The organism is Roseateles sp. FW305-36 (genome assembly GCF_058787015.1).
This window is the reverse complement of the sequence record NZ_JBYSZK010000022.1, coordinates 90,433-115,569: the sequence shown is the minus strand read 5'-3', so window position 1 is coordinate 115,569 and position 25,137 is coordinate 90,433. Positions and strand designations below refer to the sequence as shown.

General features: G+C 68.9%; 25 protein-coding genes. 8 read left to right on the top strand and 17 right to left on the bottom strand.

The genetic code is table 11. The features are described 5' to 3' along the window. Window positions 1-203: 203 nt before the first annotated feature. Window positions 204-569 carry a transthyretin-like family protein gene (locus AC3WOE_RS28675; protein ID WP_492695572.1) on the top strand — a complete coding sequence of 122 codons (366 nt, stop codon included), beginning with the start codon at window positions 204-206 and terminating at the stop codon, window positions 567-569. 69 nt (window positions 570-638) lie between these two features. Continuing rightward, the gene (locus AC3WOE_RS28670; RefSeq protein ID WP_492695570.1) at window positions 639-974 is read left to right on the top strand and encodes a hypothetical protein; all 336 of its coding nucleotides are present in this window, start codon (window positions 639-641) and stop codon (window positions 972-974) included. A gap of 193 nt (window positions 975-1,167) precedes the next feature. Here AC3WOE_RS28670 and AC3WOE_RS28665 read toward each other — a convergent pair whose 3' ends face one another. Continuing rightward, window positions 1,168-1,611 carry an Lrp/AsnC family transcriptional regulator gene (locus AC3WOE_RS28665; protein ID WP_492695568.1) on the bottom strand — a complete coding sequence of 148 codons (444 nt, stop codon included), beginning with the start codon at window positions 1,609-1,611 and terminating at the stop codon, window positions 1,168-1,170. Between the two features lie 84 nt (window positions 1,612-1,695). Here AC3WOE_RS28665 and AC3WOE_RS28660 point away from each other — a divergent pair, with 84 nt between their 5' ends. Beyond that, window positions 1,696-2,283 carry a LysE family translocator gene (locus AC3WOE_RS28660; protein ID WP_492695567.1) on the top strand — a complete coding sequence of 196 codons (588 nt, stop codon included), beginning with the start codon at window positions 1,696-1,698 and terminating at the stop codon, window positions 2,281-2,283. Window positions 2,284-2,454: 171 nt separating this feature from the next. Continuing rightward, window positions 2,455-3,822, top strand: coding sequence for a CHASE domain-containing protein (locus tag AC3WOE_RS28655; RefSeq protein ID WP_492695565.1), 1,368 nt, complete (start codon window positions 2,455-2,457; stop codon window positions 3,820-3,822). Here AC3WOE_RS28655 and AC3WOE_RS28650 read toward each other — a convergent pair. Next, window positions 3,819-4,739 carry a transglutaminase family protein gene (locus tag AC3WOE_RS28650; protein WP_492695563.1) on the bottom strand — a complete coding sequence of 307 codons (921 nt, stop codon included), beginning with the start codon at window positions 4,737-4,739 and terminating at the stop codon, window positions 3,819-3,821. The genes AC3WOE_RS28655 and AC3WOE_RS28650 overlap by 4 nt on opposite strands. Beyond that, the gene (locus AC3WOE_RS28645; RefSeq protein WP_492695561.1) at window positions 4,736-7,384 is read right to left on the bottom strand and encodes a circularly permuted type 2 ATP-grasp protein; all 2,649 of its coding nucleotides are present in this window, start codon (window positions 7,382-7,384) and stop codon (window positions 4,736-4,738) included. The genes AC3WOE_RS28650 and AC3WOE_RS28645 overlap by 4 nt, the downstream gene beginning before the upstream one ends. 139 nt (window positions 7,385-7,523) lie before the next feature. Between AC3WOE_RS28645 and AC3WOE_RS28640 the strand changes: the two genes are divergently transcribed. Next, window positions 7,524-7,919, top strand: coding sequence for a cupin domain-containing protein (locus AC3WOE_RS28640; RefSeq protein WP_492695559.1), 396 nt, complete (start codon window positions 7,524-7,526; stop codon window positions 7,917-7,919). Between the two features lie 5 nt (window positions 7,920-7,924). On the opposite strand, the gene AC3WOE_RS28635 is transcribed toward AC3WOE_RS28640, so the two are convergent. From AC3WOE_RS28635 to AC3WOE_RS28585, 11 genes are all read right to left on the bottom strand, one after another. Next, entirely contained in the window at window positions 7,925-8,767 is an 843-nt protein-coding gene (locus AC3WOE_RS28635; RefSeq protein WP_492695557.1) for an alpha/beta fold hydrolase, read from the bottom strand. A gap of 4 nt (window positions 8,768-8,771) precedes the next feature. Next, window positions 8,772-12,185 carry a transglutaminase family protein gene (locus tag AC3WOE_RS28630; RefSeq protein ID WP_492695555.1) on the bottom strand — a complete coding sequence of 1,138 codons (3,414 nt, stop codon included), beginning with the start codon at window positions 12,183-12,185 and terminating at the stop codon, window positions 8,772-8,774. A 113-nt stretch (window positions 12,186-12,298) separates the two neighbouring features. Continuing rightward, window positions 12,299-13,234, bottom strand: a complete 936-nt coding sequence (locus AC3WOE_RS28625) for an alpha-E domain-containing protein (protein WP_492695553.1) — start codon at window positions 13,232-13,234, stop codon at window positions 12,299-12,301. Next, window positions 13,224-13,382 carry an alpha-E domain-containing protein gene (locus AC3WOE_RS28620; RefSeq protein WP_492695551.1) on the bottom strand — a complete coding sequence of 53 codons (159 nt, stop codon included), beginning with the start codon at window positions 13,380-13,382 and terminating at the stop codon, window positions 13,224-13,226. The genes AC3WOE_RS28625 and AC3WOE_RS28620 overlap by 11 nt, the downstream gene beginning before the upstream one ends. Window positions 13,383-13,385: 3 nt before the next feature. Next, window positions 13,386-14,819 (bottom strand): circularly permuted type 2 ATP-grasp protein, encoded by a 1,434-nt coding sequence (locus AC3WOE_RS28615; protein WP_492695549.1) that lies wholly within the window; start codon window positions 14,817-14,819, stop codon window positions 13,386-13,388. Between the two features lie 69 nt (window positions 14,820-14,888). Further along, window positions 14,889-15,650, bottom strand: a complete 762-nt coding sequence (locus AC3WOE_RS28610; protein ID WP_492695547.1) for a metal ABC transporter permease — start codon at window positions 15,648-15,650, stop codon at window positions 14,889-14,891. Continuing rightward, entirely contained in the window at window positions 15,647-16,546 is a 900-nt protein-coding gene (locus tag AC3WOE_RS28605) for a metal ABC transporter substrate-binding protein (protein ID WP_492695545.1), read from the bottom strand. The genes AC3WOE_RS28610 and AC3WOE_RS28605 overlap by 4 nt, the downstream gene beginning before the upstream one ends. A gap of 14 nt (window positions 16,547-16,560) precedes the next feature. Continuing rightward, a complete protein-coding gene (locus AC3WOE_RS28600; RefSeq protein ID WP_492695543.1) occupies window positions 16,561-17,823 on the bottom strand; it encodes a porin family protein in 1,263 nt (420 codons plus the stop codon). A gap of 99 nt (window positions 17,824-17,922) precedes the next feature. Continuing rightward, window positions 17,923-18,255 carry a hypothetical protein gene (locus AC3WOE_RS28595; RefSeq protein WP_492695541.1) on the bottom strand — a complete coding sequence of 111 codons (333 nt, stop codon included), beginning with the start codon at window positions 18,253-18,255 and terminating at the stop codon, window positions 17,923-17,925. Between the two features lie 55 nt (window positions 18,256-18,310). Then, entirely contained in the window at window positions 18,311-20,455 is a 2,145-nt protein-coding gene (locus AC3WOE_RS28590) for a TonB-dependent receptor (protein ID WP_492695539.1), read from the bottom strand. Between the two features lie 83 nt (window positions 20,456-20,538). Further along, the gene (locus AC3WOE_RS28585) at window positions 20,539-20,871 is read right to left on the bottom strand and encodes a hypothetical protein (RefSeq protein ID WP_492695537.1); all 333 of its coding nucleotides are present in this window, start codon (window positions 20,869-20,871) and stop codon (window positions 20,539-20,541) included. A gap of 45 nt (window positions 20,872-20,916) precedes the next feature. On the opposite strand from AC3WOE_RS28585, the gene AC3WOE_RS28580 reads away from it, so the two are divergent. Beyond that, complete coding sequence (locus AC3WOE_RS28580; protein ID WP_492695535.1) at window positions 20,917-22,107, top strand: M20 aminoacylase family protein; 1,191 nt, start codon at window positions 20,917-20,919, stop codon at window positions 22,105-22,107. Between the two features lie 96 nt (window positions 22,108-22,203). After that, window positions 22,204-22,746: a DUF1415 domain-containing protein gene (locus AC3WOE_RS28575; protein WP_492695533.1), complete on the top strand. Its 543-nt coding sequence runs from the start codon at window positions 22,204-22,206 to the stop codon at window positions 22,744-22,746. A gap of 3 nt (window positions 22,747-22,749) precedes the next feature. On the opposite strand, the gene AC3WOE_RS28570 is transcribed toward AC3WOE_RS28575, so the two are convergent. Beyond that, a complete protein-coding gene (locus AC3WOE_RS28570) occupies window positions 22,750-23,100 on the bottom strand; it encodes a hypothetical protein (RefSeq protein ID WP_492695530.1) in 351 nt (116 codons plus the stop codon). Window positions 23,101-23,271: 171 nt separating this feature from the next. Between AC3WOE_RS28570 and AC3WOE_RS28565 the strand changes: the two genes are divergently transcribed. Continuing rightward, window positions 23,272-23,964, top strand: coding sequence for a response regulator transcription factor (locus AC3WOE_RS28565; RefSeq protein ID WP_492695528.1), 693 nt, complete (start codon window positions 23,272-23,274; stop codon window positions 23,962-23,964). On the opposite strand, the gene AC3WOE_RS28560 is transcribed toward AC3WOE_RS28565, so the two are convergent. Next, entirely contained in the window at window positions 23,961-24,770 is an 810-nt protein-coding gene (locus tag AC3WOE_RS28560) for a CheR family methyltransferase (RefSeq protein WP_492695526.1), read from the bottom strand. The two genes, AC3WOE_RS28565 and AC3WOE_RS28560, sit on opposite strands and share 4 nt — an antisense overlap. Window positions 24,771-24,784: 14 nt before the next feature. Further along, on the bottom strand, window positions 24,785-25,111 hold the full coding sequence (locus AC3WOE_RS28555) for an STAS domain-containing protein (RefSeq protein WP_492695524.1): 327 nt from the start codon (window positions 25,109-25,111) through the stop codon (window positions 24,785-24,787). Window positions 25,112-25,137 lie beyond the last annotated feature (26 nt).

Genomic DNA, 25,137 nt, shown 5'->3' with positions numbered 1-25,137 from the left:
CTGCAGATTGACGATTCGCACCATCAATCTTGGCGCCTCGGCGCCGGGGCCAGAAGGTGGGAAGTCCCTTCGTATTCATTCCAGCAGACCACCTGCGGCGGCCGCTGAAATCCAACGTTGAGCCGCAAAGAATGCGTGGCGCTCGCCTACTTCTTCCGTTGATCGGGACGCTCGGGCTGGCCGGCTGTGTTCCATTCCCGAACATGCGCTACTACGCACCGACGATTAGCGGTGTCGTTATGCAAGACGGCAAGCCCGCCGGCGGGGCTGAGATCCGCGTCAGTGCACATGTCTCGAGTGAAGTCCGCGCAGCCATCGCGGGTCCAGATGGCCGATTCAACACCGAATCCATTCGTAAGCTGCTACTCACGGCAACTCTCATTGGCGATCCGCTCTACGGCTACACAGTGGAAATTCGCAGCGCTGGCAACGTCTACTCGGGTTTCGTGGACTTCAGTGTTGGCTATGCGCCGTCCGCCATCCGCCTGAACTGCGATCTTTCGCGTCCTGTCGGTCGCGTTGGCCATCAGGTCTATTGCACAGCAACCGACGATCGGGACTCATCATGAAGACTTTGCGGCCCAGCCCATCATTCCAGCGGACGCCTAGCGGCGCCGCTGAATTCAGACGTAGGCCGCATGACCGTGTCGTCTGACGTCATCTTCCAGTTCGATTTCTTCACGCTCACTGCGCGTGCCGCGTCCTCGTGGATTCTTGCTACCAGCCTTGTGGTCAAGGTGGCCTCCACTCTCTACGGGCTGCGTCAGCGAGCGGTCGGACGATTGACAGTGTCGACTTGGTGGTGCTCCAAGTTGTCGGCGCTCATCCTATGCCTGGCAGCGGTTGCGCTGGCTGCTGAGTCTGGCAACTCATCAGCGGCCATCGCCTTCAGTCTCTTGTTTGTTGCCGCCTCTTTTGCCGTTGTCGGCATGGCTCGTCGACGCGCCGCCACATCTATCAAGCCCTTGTCGTGAGGTTCGCGGAATGACGTGCAGGTTGCTGCCTGACCCGCTGTTGCAGCCAACGCCAAACGGCACGGCTGAACGCAATCGGTCAGGCTCGCGGCTGCCCATCAGCCGCCGATCTTCTTCCCCTCCGGTTCGATAGCAGCTGGTCAAAGGCTGCTTCCGCCGTCAGCCGTGGCCGCTGCCGCCACAGCCGCATCCATCACCCCCGCTCATCCTTCGGCGAGTCCATCACGATATAGCTCGTGATCATGCTGACCTGGGGCAATCCCCCCAGCACGTCGGCATGGAAGCGCTTGTAGGCCGGCAGGTCGGTCACCTCCACGCGCAGCAGGTACTCGAACGAGCCCGTCACGTTGTGGCATTCGCGCACGACGGGACAGTCGCGCATGGCCTGCTCGAAGCCCAGCTGCTCGTCCAGGGTGTGGCGCGACAGGCCGATGGCCACATAGGCGACGAAGCCCAGGCCCAGGCGCGCCGGGTCCAGCACCGCCCGGTAGCCTTTGATGACGCCGAGCCGCTCCAGCTCCTGCACGCGGCGCAGGCAGGCCGAGGGGCTCAGCGCGATGCGCTGGGCCAGCTCGGCATTGGTGACGCGCCCGTCCTTGACCAGCTCGCGCAATATCTTGTCGTCAATCGCATCCATGACGGCAGATGATTGCACATCTGGCGATTCCCCCACCGCAGAACGCAAGCCCATTCGAGCCGCGCCTGCCTAGAGTTGCGCCCCATGGAAACCAGCGCCACCTTGATCGCCCTGACCGGCTTCGCCTTCGTCACCTCCATCACCCCGGGCCCCAACAACCTGATGCTGCTGGCCTCGGGCACCCGCTTCGGCTGGCGGCGCAGCCTGCCGCATCTGCTGGGCATCAGCTTCGGCTTTGGCGTCATGCTGGTGCTCGTCGGCCTGGGCCTGGGCCAGGCCTTCACGCGCTGGCCCGGCCTGCATGACGTGTTGAAGTGGGCGAGCCTCGCCTATCTGCTCTATCTGGCCTTCAAGGTCGCCACGGCACCGCCGCCCAGCGCGGCGGGCGACGCCCAGGGCCGGCCCATGGGCTTTGGCGCCGCGGCTCTCTTCCAGGTCATCAATCCCAAGGCCTGGGCCATGGCGCTGACGGCCGTGACGGCCTATGCCGAACTCGGCATCGCTGCACTGACCGCGGTCTTCGTCCTCGTCAACCTGCCCTGCTGCGGTTCCTGGGCCCTGCTGGGTGAGCAGATGCGCCGCTGGCTGCACCGCCCGCGCGCGCTGCAGGCCTTCAACTGGGGAGCCGCGGCGCTGATGGTCGTGTCGGTGCTGCCCTTGCTGAAAGCCTAGGGCTGCGAATGCCATGGCAATGGGCCGCGCAGGCCCTGCCGCGGCCGCTCTATCATCGGGCCACCATGTCAGCACATCGAGGCGTTAGCCCAGCCGGCATGGCCCTGCCAGCTCCGGGAGACAGCTCTGGCCCAGCCCGACACGCGTGCCACATCCCCTGCCCACCGGGCCTTGCCGGGCCTGCTGTTCGCGGCCGGCTGCGCACTGACGCTGGCCCTTGCGGCCTGGTCCGTGCAGCGCAATGCCACCGAACGCCAGGCCCTGGTCGCGCAACGCGCCGAGATGCTGCGGCTGTCGCTGGCTGCCGCCGTGCGCAGCCAGCTCGACCTGCTGCCCGCCCTGCGCTTGGCCGCGAGCGGCCCGGTGCCGCTGGATGACGCCCGCTTCGCCCGGTATGCCAGCAGCGTGCTCGGCTCGGGCCGCTACCCCGGCCTGATCCTGAGCTTCGTCGCCGAGCGCGTCGACGCCGGCGGCCTCACGGCCTATCTGCAGCGGGTGCGTGGCGACCGCAGCGCCGATGCCGCCGGACACCCGAGCTTCGATATCCAGCCACCCGGCGAGCGGCCCGAATACATGCTGCTGCGCCACCAGGTCCCGGCCGATGCCACCAACGACGGCTACGACCTCTACGATCCCGGCCAGCACTACCGCCTGGCCGTCGAGCGCGCCATCGCTGCCGGTGATCTCGTCGCCACCGCGCCGCTGCTGCTGGCACGCGACCGCCACCGCCCCAACCACCCCGAGCTGACCAGCATCGTCGTGCGCGCCGCCACCTATCGCGACGGCCGCCTGCCCGCCAGTGTGCAGGCGCGTCGCGCGGCCGCCACCGGCGTCGTCGGGATCGCCTTTCGCAGCGCGGAGCTGGTGCGCAGCGCCCTGCCCGCCGACCTCACGGCCCGCGTGCGCGTGACCGACGCGGACAGCCCCATGCCGGTCTTCGACAGCGCCCCCGCCGCCGCGCCGACGACGCCGGCCGTCAGCTTCGAATTGCCGGTGGCCGACCGGGTCTGGCGCGTCGAACTGGCGCCGCCCGCGCTGGCCTGTTGGCAGGACGCCGACGAGGGCACGCTGGCCCTGGTGCTGGCCGGCCTGGCCTGCGCTGCTTCATTGGCCTTGTTGGCGCGGCCCCCCCGGCAACCCGCCGCGACCCTCGAAGCCGACGCCGACGCGGTCCAGTGGCGCGCCTTCTTCGACCACGGCCTGCTGCCGGTTTTCAAGATCCATCCCGGCGGCGGCATCATCGCGGCCAACCCGGCGGCGCAGCGACTCTTCGGCCGCAGCGAAGCCGAACTCATCGCCAGCAAGCGCGCCGAGATCCTCGACCTCGAAGACCCGCGCCTGGCCGCTCTGCTGGCCCGGCGCGCCGCCCACGGTCGCGCCCAGGGCCGCATCCGCATGCGCCGCCCCGACGGCCGCCCCTTCGAGGCCGAGATCAGCGTCGTCGTGCATCGGGACAGCGAAGGCCGCGAACTGGCCAGCGTCGTCGTGCGCGACCTGGAGGCCGCCGACGAAGCCGAAGTCCTGGAAGACTGGCGTTAGCCGTCGACGGGCTCGACGGTGACACTCACCCGCAGCGTCGCCACGCCGCCGCCGCGCAGCACGCCGCGCAGCGGTGCCACGTCGGCATAGTCGCGCCCCCAGGCCAGGGTGACATGGTCCAGGCCCGCCGGCACGGCATTGGTCGGATCCAGGGCCAGCCAGCCCTGCTCGGGACACCACAGCTCGGCCCAGGCGTGCGAGGCATCGGCGCCGACCAGCTTGGGGCTTCCGGGGGGCGGGCGGGTCAGCAGATAGCCCGACACATAGCGCGCCGCCAGGCCCAGCGAGCGGCAGGCGGCGATGAAGACATGGGCGAAGTCCTGGCAGACGCCGCTGCGCTGGGCCAGGGCGTCGGCGGCGCGCGTCGCCACCGTCGTGCTCTGCGGCAGATAGCGCAGGTCGGCATGGATCTGGTGCATCAGCGACAACCCGCCGGCAGCCACGCTGCGGCGGGGGGTGAAAGCGCGGCGCGCGTAGGCGGCCAGCGTGGCATCGGGCGCGGCATAGGTGGACGCGAGCGCGAACTCATCCGCCTCCTGCAGGGCGCGGCCGGCGCGGTAGCGCAGGCCCTGGGCGACCGCCTCCCAGTCGGGGCCGCGCAGGGCGTCCGGCGGCGGGCGGTCCTGCAGCTCGGCGATGAAGCGGCTGTCGACGACCAGCTTCTCATGCACCCGCGCATGGCCAAAGCTGAGATGGCGGTTGCCCCAGGGGTCGCGGCGCAGATGACGGGCCAGCTCGGTGGCGTCCAGCTCCAGGCCCTCGACGCCCCAGCCGTCGGGCAGGGGATCGATGCTGAGCTGCCAGCCGCTGGCGTCCTGCCAGGGCGTGTCCCGCGGCGCCAGGCAGGCGGCGTGGTGGGCCCATTCCACCGAGTCGTCGTAGGTGTACTCGGTGACGTGGTGGACGGACAGCTTCATTGCCATACGCGTTGCTCCGCACCGATGACATGGGCGAAATAGCGCTGGCTGATCAGGCTGGACAGTTCGGCCGCCTGGGCCGCCGCGCGCTGCAGATGCTCGACCAGGGCCGGCCCCGGTGCGGACAGCTCGGCCAACGACCAGGCCTCGGGCACGGGCAGGTCGGCGGCGATCTCGGCCGCCCAGCCCGGGTCGTGGCGGGCCAGCTTGGTGAAGCGCTCGCGCATGGTGCGCGCCACCCAGCCCAGCGAGCGCGGGTTGTCGGTGTCGTGCACCAGCAGATGCAGCAGCGGCGCCGTCTCGCGGCGGGCCTGGAACTGGGCGCGGTAGGTGATGGTGGAGTCGAACACGCCCAGCAGCAGCGCGAAACCGTCCTCGGTCAAGGCCAGCCCCTGTTCAAACGTCTCGGCCAGCACCTCGGCATGGAAGGACAGGCGCTCGAGCTGGCGGCCGATGGACAGCAGCCGCCAGCCATCGTCGCGCGTCATGCGGTCGGTCTGGGCGCCGGTGATGGCCGCCAGATGGGTGTCGGCGCGGGCCAGCACGTTCAGCACGTCGGTGACCGAGGCGTTGGGGCCGGGACGGTCCAGCACGGCGCGCAGATGCTGCTCGAACTGGGCCGCCGTCTCGTGGATCAATCGCCAGGCCTCGGGCGACAGGCGCTCGCGCAGGGCCTGGGCGCAGCCCTGCAGGGCGCGCAGATTCCAGCCCACGCTGGTGACGCCGGAGCTGGGCAGCAGGGCCGTCAGCAGGGCGCGCTCGAAGCCGCGCGGGTCGTCAAAGGCATGCGGCGCCTCGGGCCCGACCAGGCCGTGGCGGCGCGCCAGCGCGTCCAGCAGCGGCAGCATGGGCGGCGGCATGGCGCCGCGCTGCACCATGACGCTGGCCTCGATGACGTAGCGGGCCAGCCGGGCGCTGTTCTCGGCGCGCTCGGTGTAGCGGCCCAGCCAGAACAGGTTCTCGGCGGCGCGGCTGGTCACGGTCCAGTGCACGTCGCGCAGGTCGGCGGCCTCCAGGCGCGGCGCCAGCAGGGATGTCGGATCGACCTCGCCGTCGGTCATGACCCAGGTGTCGGCGCTGAGTGACCCGCGCTGGATGGACAGCCAGGCGTCGGCCAGCGGGTCGCGGCGCGGCGCCACGCGGGTCAGGCCGCCGGGCAGCACCTTCCAGCCGCCCTGGCCGTCGGTCATGGCGAAGACGCGCAGCACGGCCACGCGCGGCTCCAGCGCGCCGCGCGTCCACACCGGCTGCTTGGTCGGTTTGACGCGGGCCTGCAGGGTGTAGGCGGTGGGGTCGGCGTCGATGCGCTCGGCCAGTTCGCGCAGTTGCTCATCGCTGAGCTCGGCGGCGACGATAGGGGCGAAGCTGCGCGTCGTGCTGCTGGCCGAGAAGGTGGCGACGACGATGAACTCGGCCAGCCGCGGCCGCAGCTTGCCCCAAGCGCTCTCCTCGCCGCACCACCAGCTCTGGATGGCGGGCAGCTTCAATTCCTCGCCCAGCAGGGTCTCGGCCACGCCGGGCCAGAAGGCGGCCAGGCCGGGGCTTTCCAGCCAGCCCGAGCCCGGTGCATTGGCGATGATGACCTCGCCGGCGCGCGCGGCCTGCAGCAGGCCCGGCACGCCGAGGATGGAGTCGGGGCGCAGCTCCAGCGGGTCCAGCCAGGTGTCGTCGACGCGGCGCAGCAGCACATGCACGCGCTCCAGGCCAGCCAGGGTCTTCAGATAGACCTTGTCGGCGCGCACCGTCAGGTCGGCGCCTTCGACCAGGGTGATGCCGAGGTAACGCGCCAGGAAGGCCTGCTCGAAATAGGTCTCGTTGCGCGGGCCCGGCGTCAGCAGGGCGACGCGGCTGCGCTCGCCGGCGGGCGACAGCCTGGTCAGCGTCTGGATGAAGTCGCGGTAGCTGGCGGCCAGGCGCTGCACGGCCATCTGGCGGAAGGCCTCGGGAAATTGCTGGGCAATGATGAGGCGGTTCTCGAGCACATAGCCCAGGCCCGACGCGGCCTGCGTGCGCTGCCCGACCACCCACCAGTGGCCGTCGGCGCAGCGCGTCAGGTCGAAGGCCAGCACATGCAGGTGCACGTCGCCACGCGCCGCGCTGCCGTGCATGGCGCGCAGGTATTGCGGATGGGCCAGCACCAGGGAGGCCGGCAGCAGGCCCTGCTGCAGCAGACGGCGCTCGCCATAGGTGTCGGCCATGACGGCGTCCAGCAGGCGGGCGCGCTGGGCGATGCCGGCCTCGATCTCGCGCCACTCCTGCGGCTCGATCAGCATGGGCAAGAGCTCCAGCGGCCAGTGGCGGGCCAGCGGCGCGCCATCCCGTTCATCCTGGCCCGGCAGGGGCGGGGCATCGCTGTGGACGTTGTAGCTGGCGCCGTCGTCCAGCACGCGGCGCTGCACGCGCAGGGCCTTGGCGCTGAGCTCCTGCCAGCCGGCCGAGCCGCCCGCCGCGAAGAAGCGCTGCCAGCGTTCGCTCAGGCCGCCCTGGGGCTCGCCGGGCTGGTTGACCTGGCCGGTCAGCTCGTAGAAATGGCCATCGCGGCTGCGCAGGGCGGCCGACAGGGCCATGGCCAGCGGGTCGGGCGCCAGCACCTCCTCGGGCTCGTCGGGGAGCAGGCTCCATTGGCTGGGAGTGAGCTCAGACATGGGCGAGGCGGGTCGATGCGGTCATGCGGCGCGTGGAAGGCGAAAGGGCATTGTCGAGCAATGTCCGCGCCACTCACCCATGAGCAAACACCGACGGCGCATACTGGCCGCCCCTATTCCTGTCTCGGAGATCTGTCTCATGCAGCAACGAGTTCTGAAGTGGAGCCTGGGCCTCGCCGCCCTGGCCGTCGCGGGCGGCCTGTTCGCCCAGGCCAACGGCCTGACGCGCACGGTGGTGGGTCGCGCCGACGTGTCGGTCCCGGGCCGCGAGGCCATCGTCGCCCGGGTCGAACTGGCGCCGGGTGCGATGGCCGCCCGGCACACGCATCCCGGCGACGAAATCAGCTACGTGGCCGAGGGCCAGGTCGAGCTGCTGATCGATGGCCAACCGCCGCGCATCGTCAAGGCCGGTGAGTCCTTCGTCGTGCCGGCCGGCACGGTGCATGCGGCCCACAACGCCACGGAGGCGACGACGCGCCTGATCGGCGTCTACGTGCTGGAGAAGGGCAAGCCGCTGGCCACGCCGGCTCCCTAGAGAAGCTAGGCCAGGAAGGCCCGCAGCACGCGCTCGGCAGCCTCGGGGTCGTCACGCCATGCGCCATGGCCGACGCCGGCAAAGCGCTCGAACTGCACACATGGCGCCGGCAGGGCCGCGACGATCTCCTCGGCGTCCTGCGGCGGCGTGACGGGGTCTTCCTCGCCGGCCATCACCAGCACCGGGCACTGCACCTTCGCCAGGCCCGGCCGCAGGTCCATGTCGCGCAGCTCGGTGCGGGTGTGGGTGAACAGGATCTCGGGCCTGAACATCATCCAGCCGCCCGCGTTCGGGTTCTTGGGCCGGGTGTTGTAGAGGTGGCGGCAGTGCTTCTCGTAGACCGCCCAGCTGGCCGGGCCGGGGTTCTCCCAGAACTCGCGCGTCGCCGCGGCGGCGTCGGGCCCGCCCAGGGCGCCGAAGCGGGCGATCTTGCGTTCCAGGCCGAAGTGGTGCGAGGTGCTGGACAGCACGACCTTGCTGGGATGCCCGGGGTGGCGGGCCAGGTAGCGCTGGGCGACGAAGCCGCCAAAGCTCTGGCCCAGCACGATGGGCTTGCTGACGCCGAGGGCATCGCAGAGCTTCACGACGTCGTCGGCGAAGACGTCCAGCACCCACTCGTCCGCCGGCCTCGGGTCGCTGCGGCCATGACCGCGCTGGTCGAAGTAGACGACCTGGCAGAGGTCGGTGAAGCGGCTGAAGAAGGGGCGGAAGGCGGTGTGGTCGAAACCCGGGCCGCCGTGGATGAGGATCAGCGTCGGCTTCTGGCGCAACTCCGGGCCGTTGGGCTCGTAGCCCAGGCCCTCGATGTCGACGAAGAGGCGGACGCCGGGTTCAATCTCGATATGCATCCGTTCAGGATACTTTGCGCAGGTCCAGCGTGAACGGGAACTCCAGGCTTCGCTGCGGCTCTTGCACTTCGACACGTCCCGGCGTGTGGCCGTGGGCGGTGAAGCGCGCCAGGCGGCGGCTTTCGGCCTCGTAGGCGTTGACCGGCAGCGTCGCGTAGTTGCGCCCGCCCGGGTGTGCGACGAAGTAGCGGCAGCCGCCCAGCGACTTCTGCTGCCAGGTGTCGACCAGGTCGACCGTCAGCGGCGCATGGATGCCGATGGTGGGATGCAGGGCCGACGGTGGCAGCCAGGCGCGGTAGCGCACGCCGCAGACGAACTCGCCGACGCGGCCCGTGGGCTGCAGCGGCACGGGCTGGCCGTTGACCGTGACGCGATGGCGCGGGTCGACCAGGCCGCTGACGTGGATTTCCAGCCGCTCCAGCGAGGCGTCCACATAGCGCACCGTGCCGCCGGCCGAGCCTTCCTCGCCCATCACATGCCAGGGCTCCAGCGCGCCGCGCAGCGTCACATGCACGCCGCGTGAGGCGAACTCGCCATACTTGGGGAAGCGGAACTCGTAGTGGGGCGCGAACCAGGCCGCGTCCATCGCGTAGCCGGCGTCCTGCATGTCCTGCATGACGTCGGCGAAATCGTCGCGGATGAAGTGCGGCAGCAGCCAGCGGTCATGCAGCTCCGTGCCCCAGCGCACCAGCGGTGCACGGTAGGGCTGCTTCCAGAAACGCGAGACCAGGGCGCGCAGCAGCAACTGCTGCACGATGCTCATGCGCGCATGCGGCGGCATCTCGAAGGCACGCAGCTCCAGCAGGCCCAGGCGCCCCGTCGACGAGTCCGGCGAATAGAGCTTGTCGATGCAGAACTCGCTGCGATGGGTGTTGCCGGTCACGTCCACCAGCACATTGCGCAGCGTGCGGTCGATGAGCCACGGCGGCGCGTCGTCGCCCAGCTTGTGGATTTCGCCCAGCGCAATCTCCAGCTCGCGCAACTGATCGTTGCGGGCCTCATCCACCCGCGGCGCCTGACTGGTCGGGCCGAGGAAGAGACCGCTGAACAGATAGCTCAGCGAGGGGTGGTTGTGCCAATAGGCCAGCAGCGAGGCCAGCAGCGCGGGCCGCCGCAAGAAGGGCGAGTCGGCCGGCGTGGCGCCGCCGAGCACGAAGTGGTTGCCGCCGCCGGTGCCACTGTGGCGGCCGTCGATCATGAACTTCTCGCTCGACAACCGCGTCAGCCGCGCGGCTTCGTAAAGGAATTCGGTGTGGGCGACCAACTCGCCCCAGTTGTGGGCCGGGTGGATGTTGACCTCGATGACGCCGGGATCGGGCGTGACGGCCAGCAGCTTCAGGCGCGGGTCGCGCGGCGGTGGATAGCCTTCCAGCACGATCTTGTAGCCGGTGTCCTCGCAGGCGGCTTCGACCGCCGCCAGCAGTTCCAGATAGTGTTCGAGCTTCTCCAGCGGCGGCATGAAGACGTAGAGCACGCCACTGGCCCTGCCCTTGCCTTCGGCGGCGGGGCCGTTGGCGCGGCGCGGATCGCGGGCCTCGACGCACAGCGCCGTGCGCGTGATGTCGTGGGCGCTCTCGAAGCGGGCCGGCGCCGATGGCGCCATGGCGTTGGCCGTTCCGGCGCCAGCGCCGGCGACGCCCGGCCGGCCCCCGGAGCGCAGGCCTGCGACGGGCCCGGCCGATGTGACGCCCAGGGTCTGCACGCGCAGCGCCGCCGCCGCGGGCAGCATGCCGCGCGGCGCAAACGGGTCCTGCTCGATCAGATAAGGGTAGTCGCCCTTGCTGACCCAGGGCAGCGAATCGAGGGGCAGGCGCCAGCCCATCGGCGAGTCGCCGGGATGGAGATAGAGGCGTTCGTCGCGGAAGAACCAGGGGCCCGTCTGCCAGCGCGGCCCGCTCAGCGAGGGCTGGCCGGCGTGGCGCAGGGGCAGCACATAGCCGACGACGTGCGAGAGCCCCTGGTCGAAGATGCGGCGCAGGCGCACCCGCTCCATCTCGTCATCCAGGCGCGAGTCGAAGGGGTCGACATTGACCGGCAGGCGACGCTCGCGCCACAGGTAGTAGAAGGTGTCTTCATAGGCCGGCTGGACATGCCTGTCGGGCAGGCCCAGGCGCCGGGTCAGCGCGCTCATGAACTTCTGGGCATGCTCGCTGGTGTAGGCGTGACCCTCGCGCTCGTCGGCGAACCAGTCGGGGTTGCGCCAGCAGGGTTGGCCGTCGGCGCGCCAGTAGATGGACAGGGCCCAGCGCGGCAATTGCTCGCCGGGATACCACTTGCCCTGGCCGAAATGCAGGAAGCCACCCTGGCCGTATTCATCGCGCAGCTTGTGCGTCAACTGCTGGGCATAGAGGCGCTTGGTGGGGCCCAGGGCCTCGGTATTCCATTCGGGCGCATCGCGGTCGTCGATGGCGACGAAGGTGGGCTCGCCGCCCATGGTCAGGCGTACATCGCCGGCGACGAGTTCGCGGTCCACCTGGGCGCCGAGCTGGAGCACCTCGGCCCATTGCTCTTCGGTGTAGGGCTTGGTCACGCGCGGCGACTCATAGATGCGCGTGACACTCATCTCGTGGTCGAACTCCACCTCGCTCTTGTCGACGCCGCCGCTGATGGGCGCCGCGCTGCCCGGCGTGGGCGTGGCGGCCAGCGGGATATGGCCTTCGCCGGCCAGCAGACCCGAGGTGGGGTCCAGGCCTATCCAGCCGGCGCCCGGCAGATAGACCTCGCACCAGGCATGCAGATCGGTGAAGTCCACCGTCGTGCCGCTGGGGCCGTCGAGCGCCTTCTCGTCGGGCGTCAGCTGGATCAGATAGCCGGACACGAAGCGCGCGGCCAGGCCCAGGTGGCGGGCCAGATGCACCAGCAGCCAGCCCGAGTCGCGGCAGGAGCCCGAGCCCTTTTCCAGCGTCTCCTCCGGCGTCTGCACGCCGGGCTCCATGCGGATCAGGTAGGAGACGCGGTTCTGCACGCGCTGGTTGAGGTCGACGATGAAGTCGATGGTGGCGCGCTCGGTGCGCGGGATGTCCTTCAGATAGGCGGCCAGCAGCGGCGTGGCGGCTTCGACCTGCAGATAGGGCGCCAGCTCGACCTGCTGGGCCTCGTCATAGGCGAAAGGGAACTTCTGGGCGTGCGGCTCGAGGAAGAAGTCGAAGGGGTTGTAGACCGCCATCTCGGCGACCAGGTCGACCGTGACGGTGAACTCGGTCGTCTTCTCGGGGAAGACCAGCCGCGCCAGGTAGTTGGCGAAGGGATCCTGCTGCCAGTTGATGAAGTGATCGGCGGGCTCGATGCGCAGCGAATAGCTCAGCACCGGCGTGCGGCAATGCGGCGCCGGGCGCAGGCGCACGACCTGGGGGCCGAGGCTGACCGGCCGGTCGTATTTGTAGCGCGTGACGTGCTTCAGCGCGACGTGGATAGACATGTCAGCCCCTCGTCCGACGGTTACGTCGGCCGATCCCCCGAGGGGATGCGGGCCGGCTTGGGGCGGCCCGGCGCTCGGCCCGCTGGTGATGGTTGTTCATGCGCATGCCCCGTTCACACGAGAAAGTCCTTGCTGATGCGGTCACCCAGGTCCGACACCTCGGCGAGGAAGCCGTCCAGGAAGGGGTGCAGGCCCTCGGCCAGGATCTCGTCGATGCTGCCGAAGGCGAGCTTGGCTTCCAGGCGGCCGACCCGCCTCAGCGTCTCGCCCGACTGCGGATTGGCCACGCGCTTGAGGTTGGCCTGCATGCGCGTGATGCAGTGCGACAGCGAGCGCGGCATGTCGGGCCGCAGGATCAGCAGTTCGGCGACCTTGTCGGGCTGGATGACATTGCTGTAGACCTTGCGGTAGATCTCGAAGCCCGACACCGAACGCAGCACGGCCGACCAGTAATAGAAGTCGCGCGCGGCGTCGTGCTCGGTCTGGGTCTGCTCCTGGCGGTAGAACTTGACGTCCAGCAGACGCGCCGTGTTGTCGGATCTCTCCAGGAAGGAGCCGATGCGGATGAAGTGGAAGGCCTCGTCCTGCAGCATGGTGCCGACCGTCACGCCGCGCGACAGATGGCTGCGGTATTTGACCCACTCGAAGAACTGCGAGGGGTCACGCTGCAGGGCGCCTTCGCGCAGCAGGCGGCGGAACTCCAGCCAGGTCTGGTTCATGGTCTCCCAGACCTCGGTCGTCAGCGACCCGCGCACGGCCCGCGCGTTCTCGCGGGCGGCCCGCAGGCAGTTGAAGATGGACGAGAGATTGCTCTCGTCGGCCACCATGAACTCCATGACATTGCGCCCGTTGATGACCGAGTACTTGCCGGCGAAGAGGGTGTTCAACTCGGAGATGGACACCAGGCTGCGCCAGGTCTGCTCGGACTCGTCGGCCGATTGCGGCTGCAGGGAGGTCTGGTACGCGATATCAAGCAGTCGCGCGGTGTTCTCGGCACGCTCGATGTAGCGGGACATCCAATAAAGATGGTCAGCAGTCCTAGACAGCATGCTTCGACTCCGAATCGTTGGCCGAGAACACCGCACGCGCTGACGCGCGTCGCCGTGTTTTGCCTTCGGCACAAGCGCTGTGCGCTTGAACGGCCCGCTCGATGTAGCGGGACATCCAACAGAGGTGATCTGCGGTTCTTGACAGCATCTATTAGTCCTCCAGCACCCAGGTGTCTTTCGTCCCACCGCCCTGGCTGCTGTTCACCACCAAGGAGCCCTCCTTCAACGCCACCCGTGTCAACCCGCCCGGCACCATGCGCACCGACGACCCCGACAGCACGAAGGGTCGCAGATCGATATGACGGGGCGCGATGCCCGATTCGACATACGTCGGGCAGGTCGACAGCGACAGCGTCGGCTGGGCGATGTAGTTGCCGGGGTTGGCCAGCAGGCGGGCGCGGAAGGCCTCGACCTCGTCCTGGGTGGCGGCCGGGCCCACCAGCATGCCGTAGCCGCCGGCGCCATGGACCTCCTTCACCACCAGTTCGGAGAGATGCGCCAGCGTGTAGGCCAGGTCCTCCTTCTCGCGGCAGACATAGGTCGGCACGTTCTGCAGGATGGGTTTCTCGCCGAGATAGAACTCGACCATCTTCGGCACATAGGGGTAGATGGACTTGTCGTCCGCGATGCCCGTGCCGATGGCGTTGGACAGCGTCACCTTGCCCGCCTTGTAGGCATTGACCAGGCCCGCGCAGCCCAGCTGCGAGTCGGCGCGGAAGACCTGCGGGTCGAGGAAGTCGTCGTCCAGGCGGCGGTAGATGACGTCGACGCGCTTCGGCCCCCGCGTCGTGCGCATGTAGACGAAGCCACCGTCGACGAAGAGGTCCTGGCCCTCGACCAGTTCCACCCCCATCTGCTGGGCCAGGAAGGCGTGCTCGAAGTAGGCCGAGTTGTACATGCCCGGCGTCAGCACGACGACCGTCGGGTCGGACACGCCCGATGGCGCCACGCTGCGCAGGGTGTCCAGCAGCAGGTCGGGGTAGTGGGCCACCGGCGCGATGCGGTGGTTGACGAAGAGCTCGGGGAAGAGCCGCATCATCATCTTGCGGTTCTCGAGCATGTAGCTCACGCCGCTGGGCACGCGCAGGTTGTCTTCCAGCACGTAGTAGTCACCCGAGCCGTCGGCATTGCCGGCGCGCACGATGTCGACGCCGGCGATGTGGCTGTAGACATTGCCCGGCACGTCCACGCCCATCATCTCCTTGCGGAACTGGGCGTTGTTGAGGATCTCGTCGGCGGGCACGATGCCGGCCTTCAGGATCTCCTGGTCGTGATAGACGTCGTGGATGAAGCGGTTCAGCGCCGTCACGCGCTGGGCCAACCCGGCCTGCATGGAGGTCCACTCGCTGGCAGGAATGACCCGCGGGATCAGGTCGAAGGGAATGAGGCGCTCGGTGCCCTCCCCCGAATCCTTGTCGCCATAGACGGCGAAGGTGATGCCGACGCGGCGGAAGATCAGCTCGGCCTGCTCGCGCCGCTCCCGCATCAACGACTCGGGCTGGTCGGCCAGCCAGCGGGCGTAGGACTCGTAGTGGGCGCGGGTCAGGGGCCCCGCGGCGTTCATTTCGTCAAACGCAGTCTGCATCGATCACCTCCAACCGGAGACTCCGCAAGAAGCGGGCCGGGTGTGACGGTAACCGATGCGGGCGTCGTTTTATGCGGCCCGGGGTTTGAACAGCAAGGCCGCCCCCAGGGCCACGAGGGCCAGGGTCCAGACGATGACCGCGCCAGAGGGCAGATCGGCCAGCGCCGACAGCGCCAGCCCCAGTGCGTAACCCAGGGCGCCGATGCCGAAGCCCACCGACCAGCGCCGCCCGTTCAGGGTCCGCGTGGCCAGGGCCGGCACGATGAGGCTGGTGAACACCAGGTAAACCCCGACCACCTGCACCGAGGCGGTGACCGCCACCGCAAATGCACCATAGAAGCCAAAGCGCCCCAGTTTGGTGACCAGCCCCAGGGCCATGGCGGCCAGCAGCAGCGCGGTGATGGCGGCCAGCCAGCCGATCTGGGCCCAATCCACCCAGAGGATCTGGCCCACCAGCAACTCCTTGAGGTGCTCGCCGCCATGCGGGTTGCCCGACAGCAGCAGCAGGCCGGCGCAGGCGGCCAGGATGAACATCACCCCGATCAGCGCCTCCTGCTGGTGCGCCGCGCGCTTTTCCGTCCAGGTCAGCAGGGCGGCGCCCAGCAGCGCCGCCACCAGCGCCGCGCCCTGCACCGCCAGGCCGCCTTCGGGCAGGCCCATGGCGTCGGCCGCGATCACGCCCAGGCCGGCGATCTGGGCAATGGCCAGGTCGATGAAGACGATGCCGCGGTCCAGCACCTGCGTGCCCAGGGGCACATGGGTCAGCAGCACCAGCAGGCCGGCCACGAAGGCCGGGCCCAGGATGCTCAGGTCGAGAGCGCTCCAGTTCATTTCGGCAGGCCTCCGAGCAGGCGCGCCAGGGTGTCGTCGAACAGGCCGAACAAGTCCTTGGCGCCGTCGGTGCCGCCCACGGTGAAAGGCAGCTTGACGGCGGGGATGCCGGCGTTGCGGCTCATCCAGTCACTGGGCCGCGAGTCCTGGTAGGCCGAGTACAGCACCAGCTTGGCCGGCGTCGCCTTCAGCGTGGTCTGCACCGCCTGCAGATGGGCCGCGCTGGGCTCCACGCCCGGCTTGGGCTCCAGCACCGCCACCTCCTTCAGGCCCAGCCAGTCGTAGAGGTAGACGAAGCCCTTGTGCTGGGACACCACCGGCACGCCCTTGAGCGGCGCGGCCTGGGTGTTCCAGCGCGCCAGGGCCTGGTCCCAGCGCTGCTTGAAGCTGGCCAGGCGCTGGGCGTAGTCGGCCGCGTGGGCGGCGTCCAGCTGGGCCAGGCGGGCCGACAGCACGGGGGCGATGGTGGCGATGTTGCGCGGGTCGGTCTGGATGTGCGGGTTGCCGGCGGCGTGCACGTCACCCTGGGACCGGTCCACGCTGCTGGGCACGTCCAGCTTGCGCACCGAGTCGGCCACGGCGAGGTTGCCCGGCTGGCCGGGCTGCACCTTGGTGTTGCCCGACTGCTGCAGCAGCACCGGCAGCCAGCCCACCTCCAGTTCGGCGCCGGTGCAGACCACCAGATCGGCCTTGCGCGCACGGGCGATCAGGCTGGGCTTGGCCTGGATCTGGTGGGGGTCCTGCAGGGCCGTGGTGGCGCTGCTGACCTCGGCCAGCGGGCCGGCCAGTTCCTGCGTCAGCGCGGCCCATTCGGGTTCGCAGGCCAGCACCTGCAGGGCGGCATGTGCCGGCAGCGTGACGACGGCCACCAGGGCGAGAGAAAGACGTTTCAACATGGTGATCGCTCCGATCAATAGCTGTGGGCGCCGTGGGCGCCCAGGCTCATCTGGTATTGCAGGACCCACTGGCGGTCGGTCATGCCGGGCTGTGCGCGGTCCTGCGCGGTCTGCAGGCGGATGCGCGAGAACTCGCTGGGGCTCCAGTCCAGCATCAGGCTGGTCTTGCGCGGCGCGTAGTCCTCCAGCACGCCGCTGGACGACAGGCGCTCGGTGCGCAGGCCCACGCGCCAGGCCGGCATGAACTGATAGACCGCCTGAAGATAGCCGCCGCTGGTGCGAGCCGCCTCCGGCGCGCCGCCCAGGTCGCCGCTGCGGCTGCCGCGCAGCCATTCGCCCTGCAGCTTGAAATAGGTGCGCGTGGCATTGCCGTTGGGCGCCCATTTCCAGACCGCGTCGGCCACCCAGACGCGGCTGCGCCCGCTGAAGGCGGCATCCACGAGGCTGCCGTCGGCCTGGGGCACGCGCAGGCCCTGGTCCTGCGCCTTGGCGTCGAGCAGCGAGATGCCGGCGCGCCAGCTCTGGCTCTCGCCGATGTCGCCGCCGGTGTGGGCGAACAGCGTCCAGGCGCCGGCGCCGTTGCGCGAGACCGAACTGCCGGGGAAGGTCCGGCCGCGGCCCAGCTCGGCGCCCAGCTCCAGGAACTGGTCGGTCGGCGCCAGCCACTTGAGCTGCACGCCATCGTCGTTGAACTGCGTGCCCAGCAGGGCCTGGTAGGCCAGCGGTGCGTCGGCAAAGTCCCAGACATGGGCGTGCTGGCTGTTCAGATAGCCGATGCCGGAGAAGAAGCGGCCCGCCGTGAGGTTGAAGCCGCTGCCCAGCGAGGTGGTCTGCACATAGGCCTCCTCGACGCTGATGCTGTCATCGCCATGCACGGAGATGTTGGCCACGCCGCGCCACCAGGGATCGACATTGGCCACGAAGCCCAGCTCGGACTCACCGAGGTTGAAGCTGCGCCCGCCCGGGCCGATCTCGGCATCGGAGGGCAAGGCCACGCCGCCGATGCGGTAGGCGGCCGGGTCGCGGCGGCTGGCGTTGAACTGGCCGGACAGCACCAGGGAGGTCGCCAGGATGGGTCCGGCGGCGGGTGCCGCAGCGGCGGGGACGGGTTGCGGCGGCGGGGCGGCCGGGGCTTCGGCAGCCTTGGCTTCGGCTGTTTTCAGCCGCTCTTCCAGCGCCTGCAGCCGGGCTTCATAGGCCGCACGCAGGGCGGCAATCTCCTGGCGCACGGCCTGGAGGTCGGTGGGTTCGGCCGCCAGCGCAGAGCTGGCAGCCACGGCGAGCGCAAGGCCCGCGGGGATTCGGAAAGACACGGTGGATCCCGTTGAACAAATGGTCGACAAGCCGCAAGCCTCCCGGGGAGGCGCGGCGGGCGTTCAATTCGTCAGCGAGGGTGGCGCGCGGCAGTGGTAAGGCAGGGTCTCGCACCCGGCCCGGCCCGCTTCCATGAACGGGATGGCCGCCTGGCCGGCGGGCGCCGACAGCACGGGTGCACCGGCCGCCAGGGGCGGCGCCATGCTGCCCAGGGCCGCCGCGGCGAGGCACAGCTCGCAATGCTCGGCCGTCAGGTCCAGGCGCTGGGTGCGCTGCTCGCCGAAGTGGGAGATCTCATGCCGCACGGCCGCCGCCTGCGCCAGGGGCAACAGCAGCGCCAACCACAGGGCCAGGGCCAAGCGGTGGGAGCGGTTGAACAGGCGGGTGAGGTTCATGGGCAGCCGCGATCCTATGCTGGTCCCCTTACAAAGGCATTGGTCATGCGCCGCCTCAGAACGGCTTGCTGAGCGCGAGGTAGAACGAACGCCGCATGCCGAACTGCGGCGCCCCCACGCCGATGCCGGAGCCGTCGCGCAGCTGGTACACGTGGTCGAACAGGTTCACGACCGCCAGCCGGGCGTCGAGCTTGCCGAAACTGCCCCCGAAATCGAAGCTCTTGGCCAGGGCGGCATTCGCGCTCACATAGCCCGGCAGATGCTCGGTGTTGGCGAAGCCCCGGCGCAGGCCGCTGCCGAAGAGCAGGTCGGCACTCGCGCTGACATCCGCACCGAAGCGGTAGGACACGCCCGCCGAGCCGCTCAGCCGCTGTTCGTGGTCGAGGTGCACCCAGTGGCCGCTGATGTAGTCCAGCTCGTCCTGCTCGAAATTGAACTGCCCGGTCTCTATGCCCTGGGCACGGGCCTGGCTCAGGCCCAGGTTGACGTAGCCGGAGGCCCGGTCGCCCTTGTAAGTCGCCGACAGATCCAGGCCCTGGATGCGGCCCTGCTCGTAGTTGAAGGCCGAGAAGATCAACGCGTTGCCGAACTGCCCTTCGTCCTGCAGGTGTTTGACCTGGCGGTAGTAGCCGTCGATGCCCAGCGTCAGCTGCGGCGACACCTGGTAGGCCAGGCCGAGGTCGAAATAGTTGGAACGCTCGGACCGGACCGCCGTGTTGGCGTCCGACGGCAGGGCGTTGGTGGTGCCGACGAACTTCTGCACCGAGGTGGTGTCGATCTTCTCCGTGGGCGGCGGCGTGAAATAGCGCGCATAGCCCGCATGCAGCCGCAGGTCCTGGGTCAGGTCGTAGACCACGCCGAGACGTGGGCTGAGCTGGCTCTCGTCGACGACGGTGCGGACCTGGTCGTAGCGCAGGCCGTAGTTGATGGTGAGCGCCTTGACCGGCCGCCATTCGTCCTGCAGATAGGCGCTCCAGAGCCTGCCGCTGATGCGCGAGTTGTCCTGAATGAAGAGCGGCACGCCACTGGTCTGCGCGCCATCGTCATCGGCCGGGAACACCGACGCACCGTTGTTGACCGTGAACCTCTCCTGCTGGGCGAACAGGCCCGCCCGCAAGGTGTGGGCCGTGTTGAGCTTGTAGCTCAGGTCGGCCTGCAGCCCGCTGGCGTCGTTGCGCCTCAGGATGTCCGCGCCAATGCCGTTGAACTGCAGGTCACCCGCCACGTCGGGCCGGTAGTGCACGTCCGTCAGGCGGTTGAAGACCGAAACCTGGTAATCCACACTGGTGCCGACCGAGCCCTGGTAGGACAGCACCACGAAGCGGTTGCGCTCGTTCTGGCGGGCGTCGAGCAGGGACGAGTCGGCCGGCGGTGCGCCGTCCAGCACGAAGCCGGGCGTCTGCCCAGGCAGGTTGGGGATCTGGAAGCGGTTGTTGGTCGTGCCGAACATCAGGCTGATGCGGCTGTCGTCGCCCAGCAGATAGGACAACTGCCCGAAGGACTTGGTCTGCCGGGTGGTGTCGTGCAGGGCGCGCCGCTCGGGCGTCGGGTTCTCGATGCCGATGTCGTTGCCGAGGTAGGAGCCCGTCAGGAAATAGCTCCAGGGGCCGTGGGTGGCGCTCACGTCCACGCTGGTCTCGGCATGGCCCTGGCTGCCGATCATCAGACCCACATGGCCCTCGTTCTCCAGCGTCTCGCCCTTGCTCTGGATGTCCACCACCGCCGCATTGCGCAGCCCGTACTGCGCCGGCAGCGCGCCGGTGAGCACGCTGAGATGGTCGGCAAAGCGGGTTTCCAGCGCCTGGCCGAAGCCGCTGATGGACTCGGGAATGATGACGCCGTTGATGCGGTACTGGACATTGGCGTGATCGCCGCGGACGTGCAGCTGGCCGTAGGAATCCTGCACCACGCCCGGCGTCTGCAGGATCACCTGGTTGAGCGGCGTGCCCTCCCCCAGCGGCAGGTTCTTGATGTCCTGGCGCTCCAGGCGGTAGATGCTGCTGCCGGTGTCCGGCGACAGGCCGTTGCGCGCCGCGTCGAGGCGCTGACGGGTGCCGCTGACCTCCACACGCTGGAGGCTCTGGGGCTCAACCGCGGAGGCTGCCGGGTCGGCGGGTGCTGCCGCATCGGCGGCGTGGGACAGGGACGGATAGGCGAAAGTGATGGCGAGCGCGAGAACGCGCAGGCGGGGTGCGTGCATGATGGATTTCCTCTGGACATGGATGACGGCCGCCCATCCCGCTTCCGGCTCAGGAAGCGATGGGCGGCATCACGAAGTTGCTGTCAGAGGAAGGCCGGTGGGCCGCGGTTTCGCTGGGAAGGAAGTTCGGCGGCCTGCCCGAGGTCGGCCTGGACGCTGGGGCATGCGTACGAAAGGTCCAGCGCCAAGACCGCAGCCGGCAGCTGCGGCGCCGCGGCGGCGCCCACCTGGGCGAAGGCCAGGCACACCTCGCAGGCGGCGGCATGGCCGTCCTGCCCTTGCTGGCGCTGTTCGGCCGTGCCCAGGTGCGAGAGCTCATGCCGTACCGCCGCCGCTTGCGCGAACGGCAACAGCAGCGCCAGCCACAGGGCCAAAGCCAGGCGGTTGGAGCGGTTGAAAAGGCGGGCGAACGTCATGGCCGGCCGCAATCCTAAACTCGACGTCTCACAAAGGCATTCGTCATGAAGCTCATCGACACCATCCTGGCCGACGCCCCGGCCATCACGGCCATCCGCCGCGACCTGCACAAGCACCCGGAACTCTGCTTCCACGAGGAGCGCACCGCCGACGTCATCGCCAAGGCGCTGACCGACTGGGGCATCCCCATCCACCGCGGCCTGGGCACCACCGGCGTGGTCGGCATCGTCAAGAACGGCACGTCCGACCGCGCCGTCGGCCTGCGCGCCGACATCGACGCCCTGCCGATGACCGAGCGCAACCAGTTCCCCCACGCCAGCAGCTATCTCGGCCGCATGCACGCCTGCGGCCACGACGGCCACACGGCCATGCTGCTGGCCGCGGCCAAGCATCTGGCGACGAACCGCAACTTCGACGGCACGGTCTATCTGGTCTTCCAGCCCGCCGAGGAAGGCGGTGGCGGCGCCCGCGAGATGATCAAGGACGGCCTGTTCGAGAAATTCCCCATGGAGGCCATGTTCGGTGCCCACAACTGGCCCGGCATGAAGGCCGGCCAGTTCGCGCTGAAGACCGGCCCTGTGTTCGCCAGCAGCAACGAGTTCAAGATCACGCTGAAGGGCAAGGGCTCGCACGCCGCCATGCCGCATCTGGGCATCGACCCCGTGCCGGCGGCCTGCCAGCTCGTCACGGCCTTCCAGACCATCGTCAGCCGCAACAAGCGGCCCATCGACCCCGGCGTCATTTCCGTCACCATGATCCATGCCGGCGAGGCCACCAATGTCGTGCCCGACACCGTCGTCATGGAAGGCACGGTGCGCACCTTCACGCTGGAGCTGCTGGACCTGTTCGAGCGCCGCATGAAGGAGATGACCGAGCAGCTGGCCGGCGCCTTCGAACTGCAGGCCGAGTTCGAGTTCCGCCGCAACTACCCGCCCACCATCAACCACCCGGTCGAGACGGAGTTCGTGCGCCAGGTGCTGACGGACATGGTCGGTGCGCCCAATGTTCAGGAGTTCGAGCCCACCATGGGTGCCGAGGACTTCAGCTATTACCTGCTGGAAAAGCCCGGCTGCTATTTCCTGATCGGCAATGGCGAAGGCGAGCACCGCATCGGCGGCCACGGCATGGGGCCCTGCACCCTGCACAACCCGAGCTACGACTTCAACGACGACCTCATTCCGCTGGGCGGCTCGATGTGGGTGCGTCTCGCCGAGGCCTGGCTGAATCGCAGCTGAGAAAACCAACACAGCCACAGAGACACAGAGGCACAGAGACAGCACCAATTTCTCTGTGTCTCTGTGCCTCTGTGGCTGTGTTCATTGAGTTCACGCATGAATCAAGAACAAGTCATCGCCGACACCCGCGACTGGGTCGTCAAGGCCGTCATCGGCCTGAACCTCTGCCCCTTCGCCAAGGCGGTGCACGTCAACGAGCGCATCCGCTATGTCGTCAGCGAGGCGACCGAGCCGGAAGCTCTGCTGAAGGACCTCGCGCGCGAATTGCTGGCCCTGAACCGCGCCGACCCCGAAGAGGTCGACACGACGCTGGTCATCCATCCCGGCGTGCTGACCGACTTCCTCGACTTCAACGACTTCCTCGACGCCGCCGATGCGCTGGTCGAGAACCTGAAGCTCGATGGCATCCTGCAGATCGCCGACTTCCATCCGGACTACCAGTTCGACGGCAGCGAGCCCGACGACATCGCCAACTACAGCAACCGCTCGCCCTACCCGACCCTGCACCTGCTGCGCGAGGAAAGCATCGAGCGCGCCGTCGAGTCCATGCCCGACACGGCCTCCATCTACGAGAACAACCTCGAGACGCTGGACAAGCTGGGGCATGAGGGCTGGGAAGCCCTCGGGCTCAAGAAGTAGGCCTCACTCCTTGACCCAAGAGAAGCCGCCGGTTTTCTTGGGCGAATTGGCCCTGGTGCGCAGCACCGCGTCGAAGCCGCTCTTGCCGCCGTTCCAGATCGCCGTCAGCAGACTGACCACGTCTTCGCGGGTGTAGGCATCGAGGTCGTTGCGGAACTGCTTGATGGCCGCGGCCAGCATGTCGCGCGGCAGTTCCTGGTGGGTGGCCAGCACGATGAGCATGGCGGCATAGAGATCGGGCCAGGACGCGCACAGCGCCTGGATGCGCCGCAGTGCCTCGGCCGGCGCAAAGCGGTGGCCGGGCTGCAGCCAGTCCAGTTCGTCCGGGCCTTCGTCCTGCGCGTCATCGGCCATCGCGTCTCCTCGTGCCGCTCGCTGGCGGCTTGATTTATCACAGCGCCCGCCTAGTGTCAGTCATTTATGACCCAAAGCGTGCAGCAAACCACGTTTTGACGGCTTTTCGACACGTCCTGACGCCTCAGTCATGCGGCAAACTCCGCGGCTGCTCTCGAGTCCCCCGCCGCCATGCAACCCAAGACCCTCGCCCTCATCGACGACGATGCCGAGTACTCCGAGTTCCTGACTCAGTACCTGCAGGAGCAGCAGGGCATTGCGGTCAGCCGTTTCGACGACAGCAATGCGCTGCTGGCTTCGCCGGACGCCTTTGCCTTCGACTTCTATCTGGTCGACCTGATGCTGCCCGGCGTCAACGGTGTCGAGCTGATCAAGATCCTGCGCCGCCGCACCGATGCCGGCGTGGTCGTCGTGTCGGGCCGCCTGGGCCCCGAGGTCTTCCGCGAGGTCATCACGGCCGGTGCCGACATGTACCTGGTCAAGCCGGTGCAGTTCGAGCAGGTGTCGCTGGCCATTGCCGCCGTGCAGCGCCGCGTCGCCAAGCCCTCGGCCGCCGATGCGGTCTGGAAGCTGGACCGCGCCAGCGGCGAACTCGTCGTGCCCGACGGTACCCGCATCCAGCTCAGCGAGGCCGACCGCCAGTTGCTGGAATGCTTTGCCCAGGCCAATGGCGAGCCGGTCACGCGCGAGGCCCTGCTGAACAAGCTGGGCCGCGAAGTGCCGGACGGTGAGACCGATGACGGCCTGTCGGCCACCATCTACCGCCTGCGCCGCCGCATCGAGCGCGCCACGCCCACGCTGGTGCCGCTGCAGAGCAAGTCGCGCGTCGGCTATGTCTTCCGCGCGCCGCTGCAGCTGATCTAGACCCGCTTGCGAAACGCGCCTGGCGCCAGAGCCTCCAGGCTCACATGGCCGAAGGCCTCGCTGGCCCCCGTGAAGAACAGCCCGCCAGGCCGGAGCCGGGACAGCAGGCGCTCGACCAGCAGCTGGGCCGCGCGCGCGTCGAAGTACGGCAGGGCATGGCGCAACAGGATGGCATCGAAGGGCCCGAGCCCGTCGGCGGACTGGCGCAGATCCCATAGGCAGAACTCGACCCGCTCGCGCAGCGCCGGCTGCATCTGCACCAGGCTGGCCGATCCCTCACGACCGCGCAGACCATGGCGCATGAGCCGCTCGGCGGGCACATGGCGCAGCCTGTCCTCGGCATAGATGGCCTCGGCGGCGACGCGCAGCGCGCGCTCGCTGATGTCGCTGCCGAGCACCGACCAGTCCGCGCCAATGCGCCCCGCCTGCTGCAGGTCGGCCAGCAGCATGGCCAGGCTGTAGGCCTCGTCGCCGAAGGCCGTGGCCGCACTCCACAGCCGCAGTCGTTGCGGACGCAGCCGGCTCAGTTCGGACGCCAGCAGGTCGAAATGGGCCGGCTCGCGGAAGAAGTGGTTGTCGGGCTGGGTCAGCAGATCGACGGCCATCTGCAACTCGGCCTCGCCGTCCGGGGCGGCGAGCAGCTCGACATAGGCCTCATAGCCATCCAGGCCCAGGCGCTGCAGGCGCGGCGCCAGGCGCTGGGCAACGGCCAGCGGCCTGGCGTTTCCCAGGCTCACACCGGCGCGTGCCTGCATCAGCTCGGCGAGTCGCTCAAAGCTGGACTCGCGCAGTTCCCGCAGCAGCATCGATCAGGCGACCCTCATGGCTGCGGCTCGCTGACGGTGGAGGCAATGAGGTCGGCCAGGCCCAGGGCCCGGCAGGCATGGACCAGCACGTCGCTGGCGTGCGTCAGCTGAAGGCGCTGGCCGCGGGCGCTCAAGGCATGGGCCAGGGCCAGCAGGCTCTGGGCGCCGGCGGCGTCGAATTGCTCGACGGCCGAGCCGTCCAGCTCGACGGCCTCGCCACCGTGGGCCTGGTGTTCCAGCGCCACGAGCCACTGCGAGCGCAGCTCGGCGGCCGTGTACAGGCTCACCTCCATGGGCAGCTTGCCCCAGAAGATGCGGCTGGAAGGGGAAGCTATGGACATGGCGCCAGCCTAGGGGGCGCCTCTGC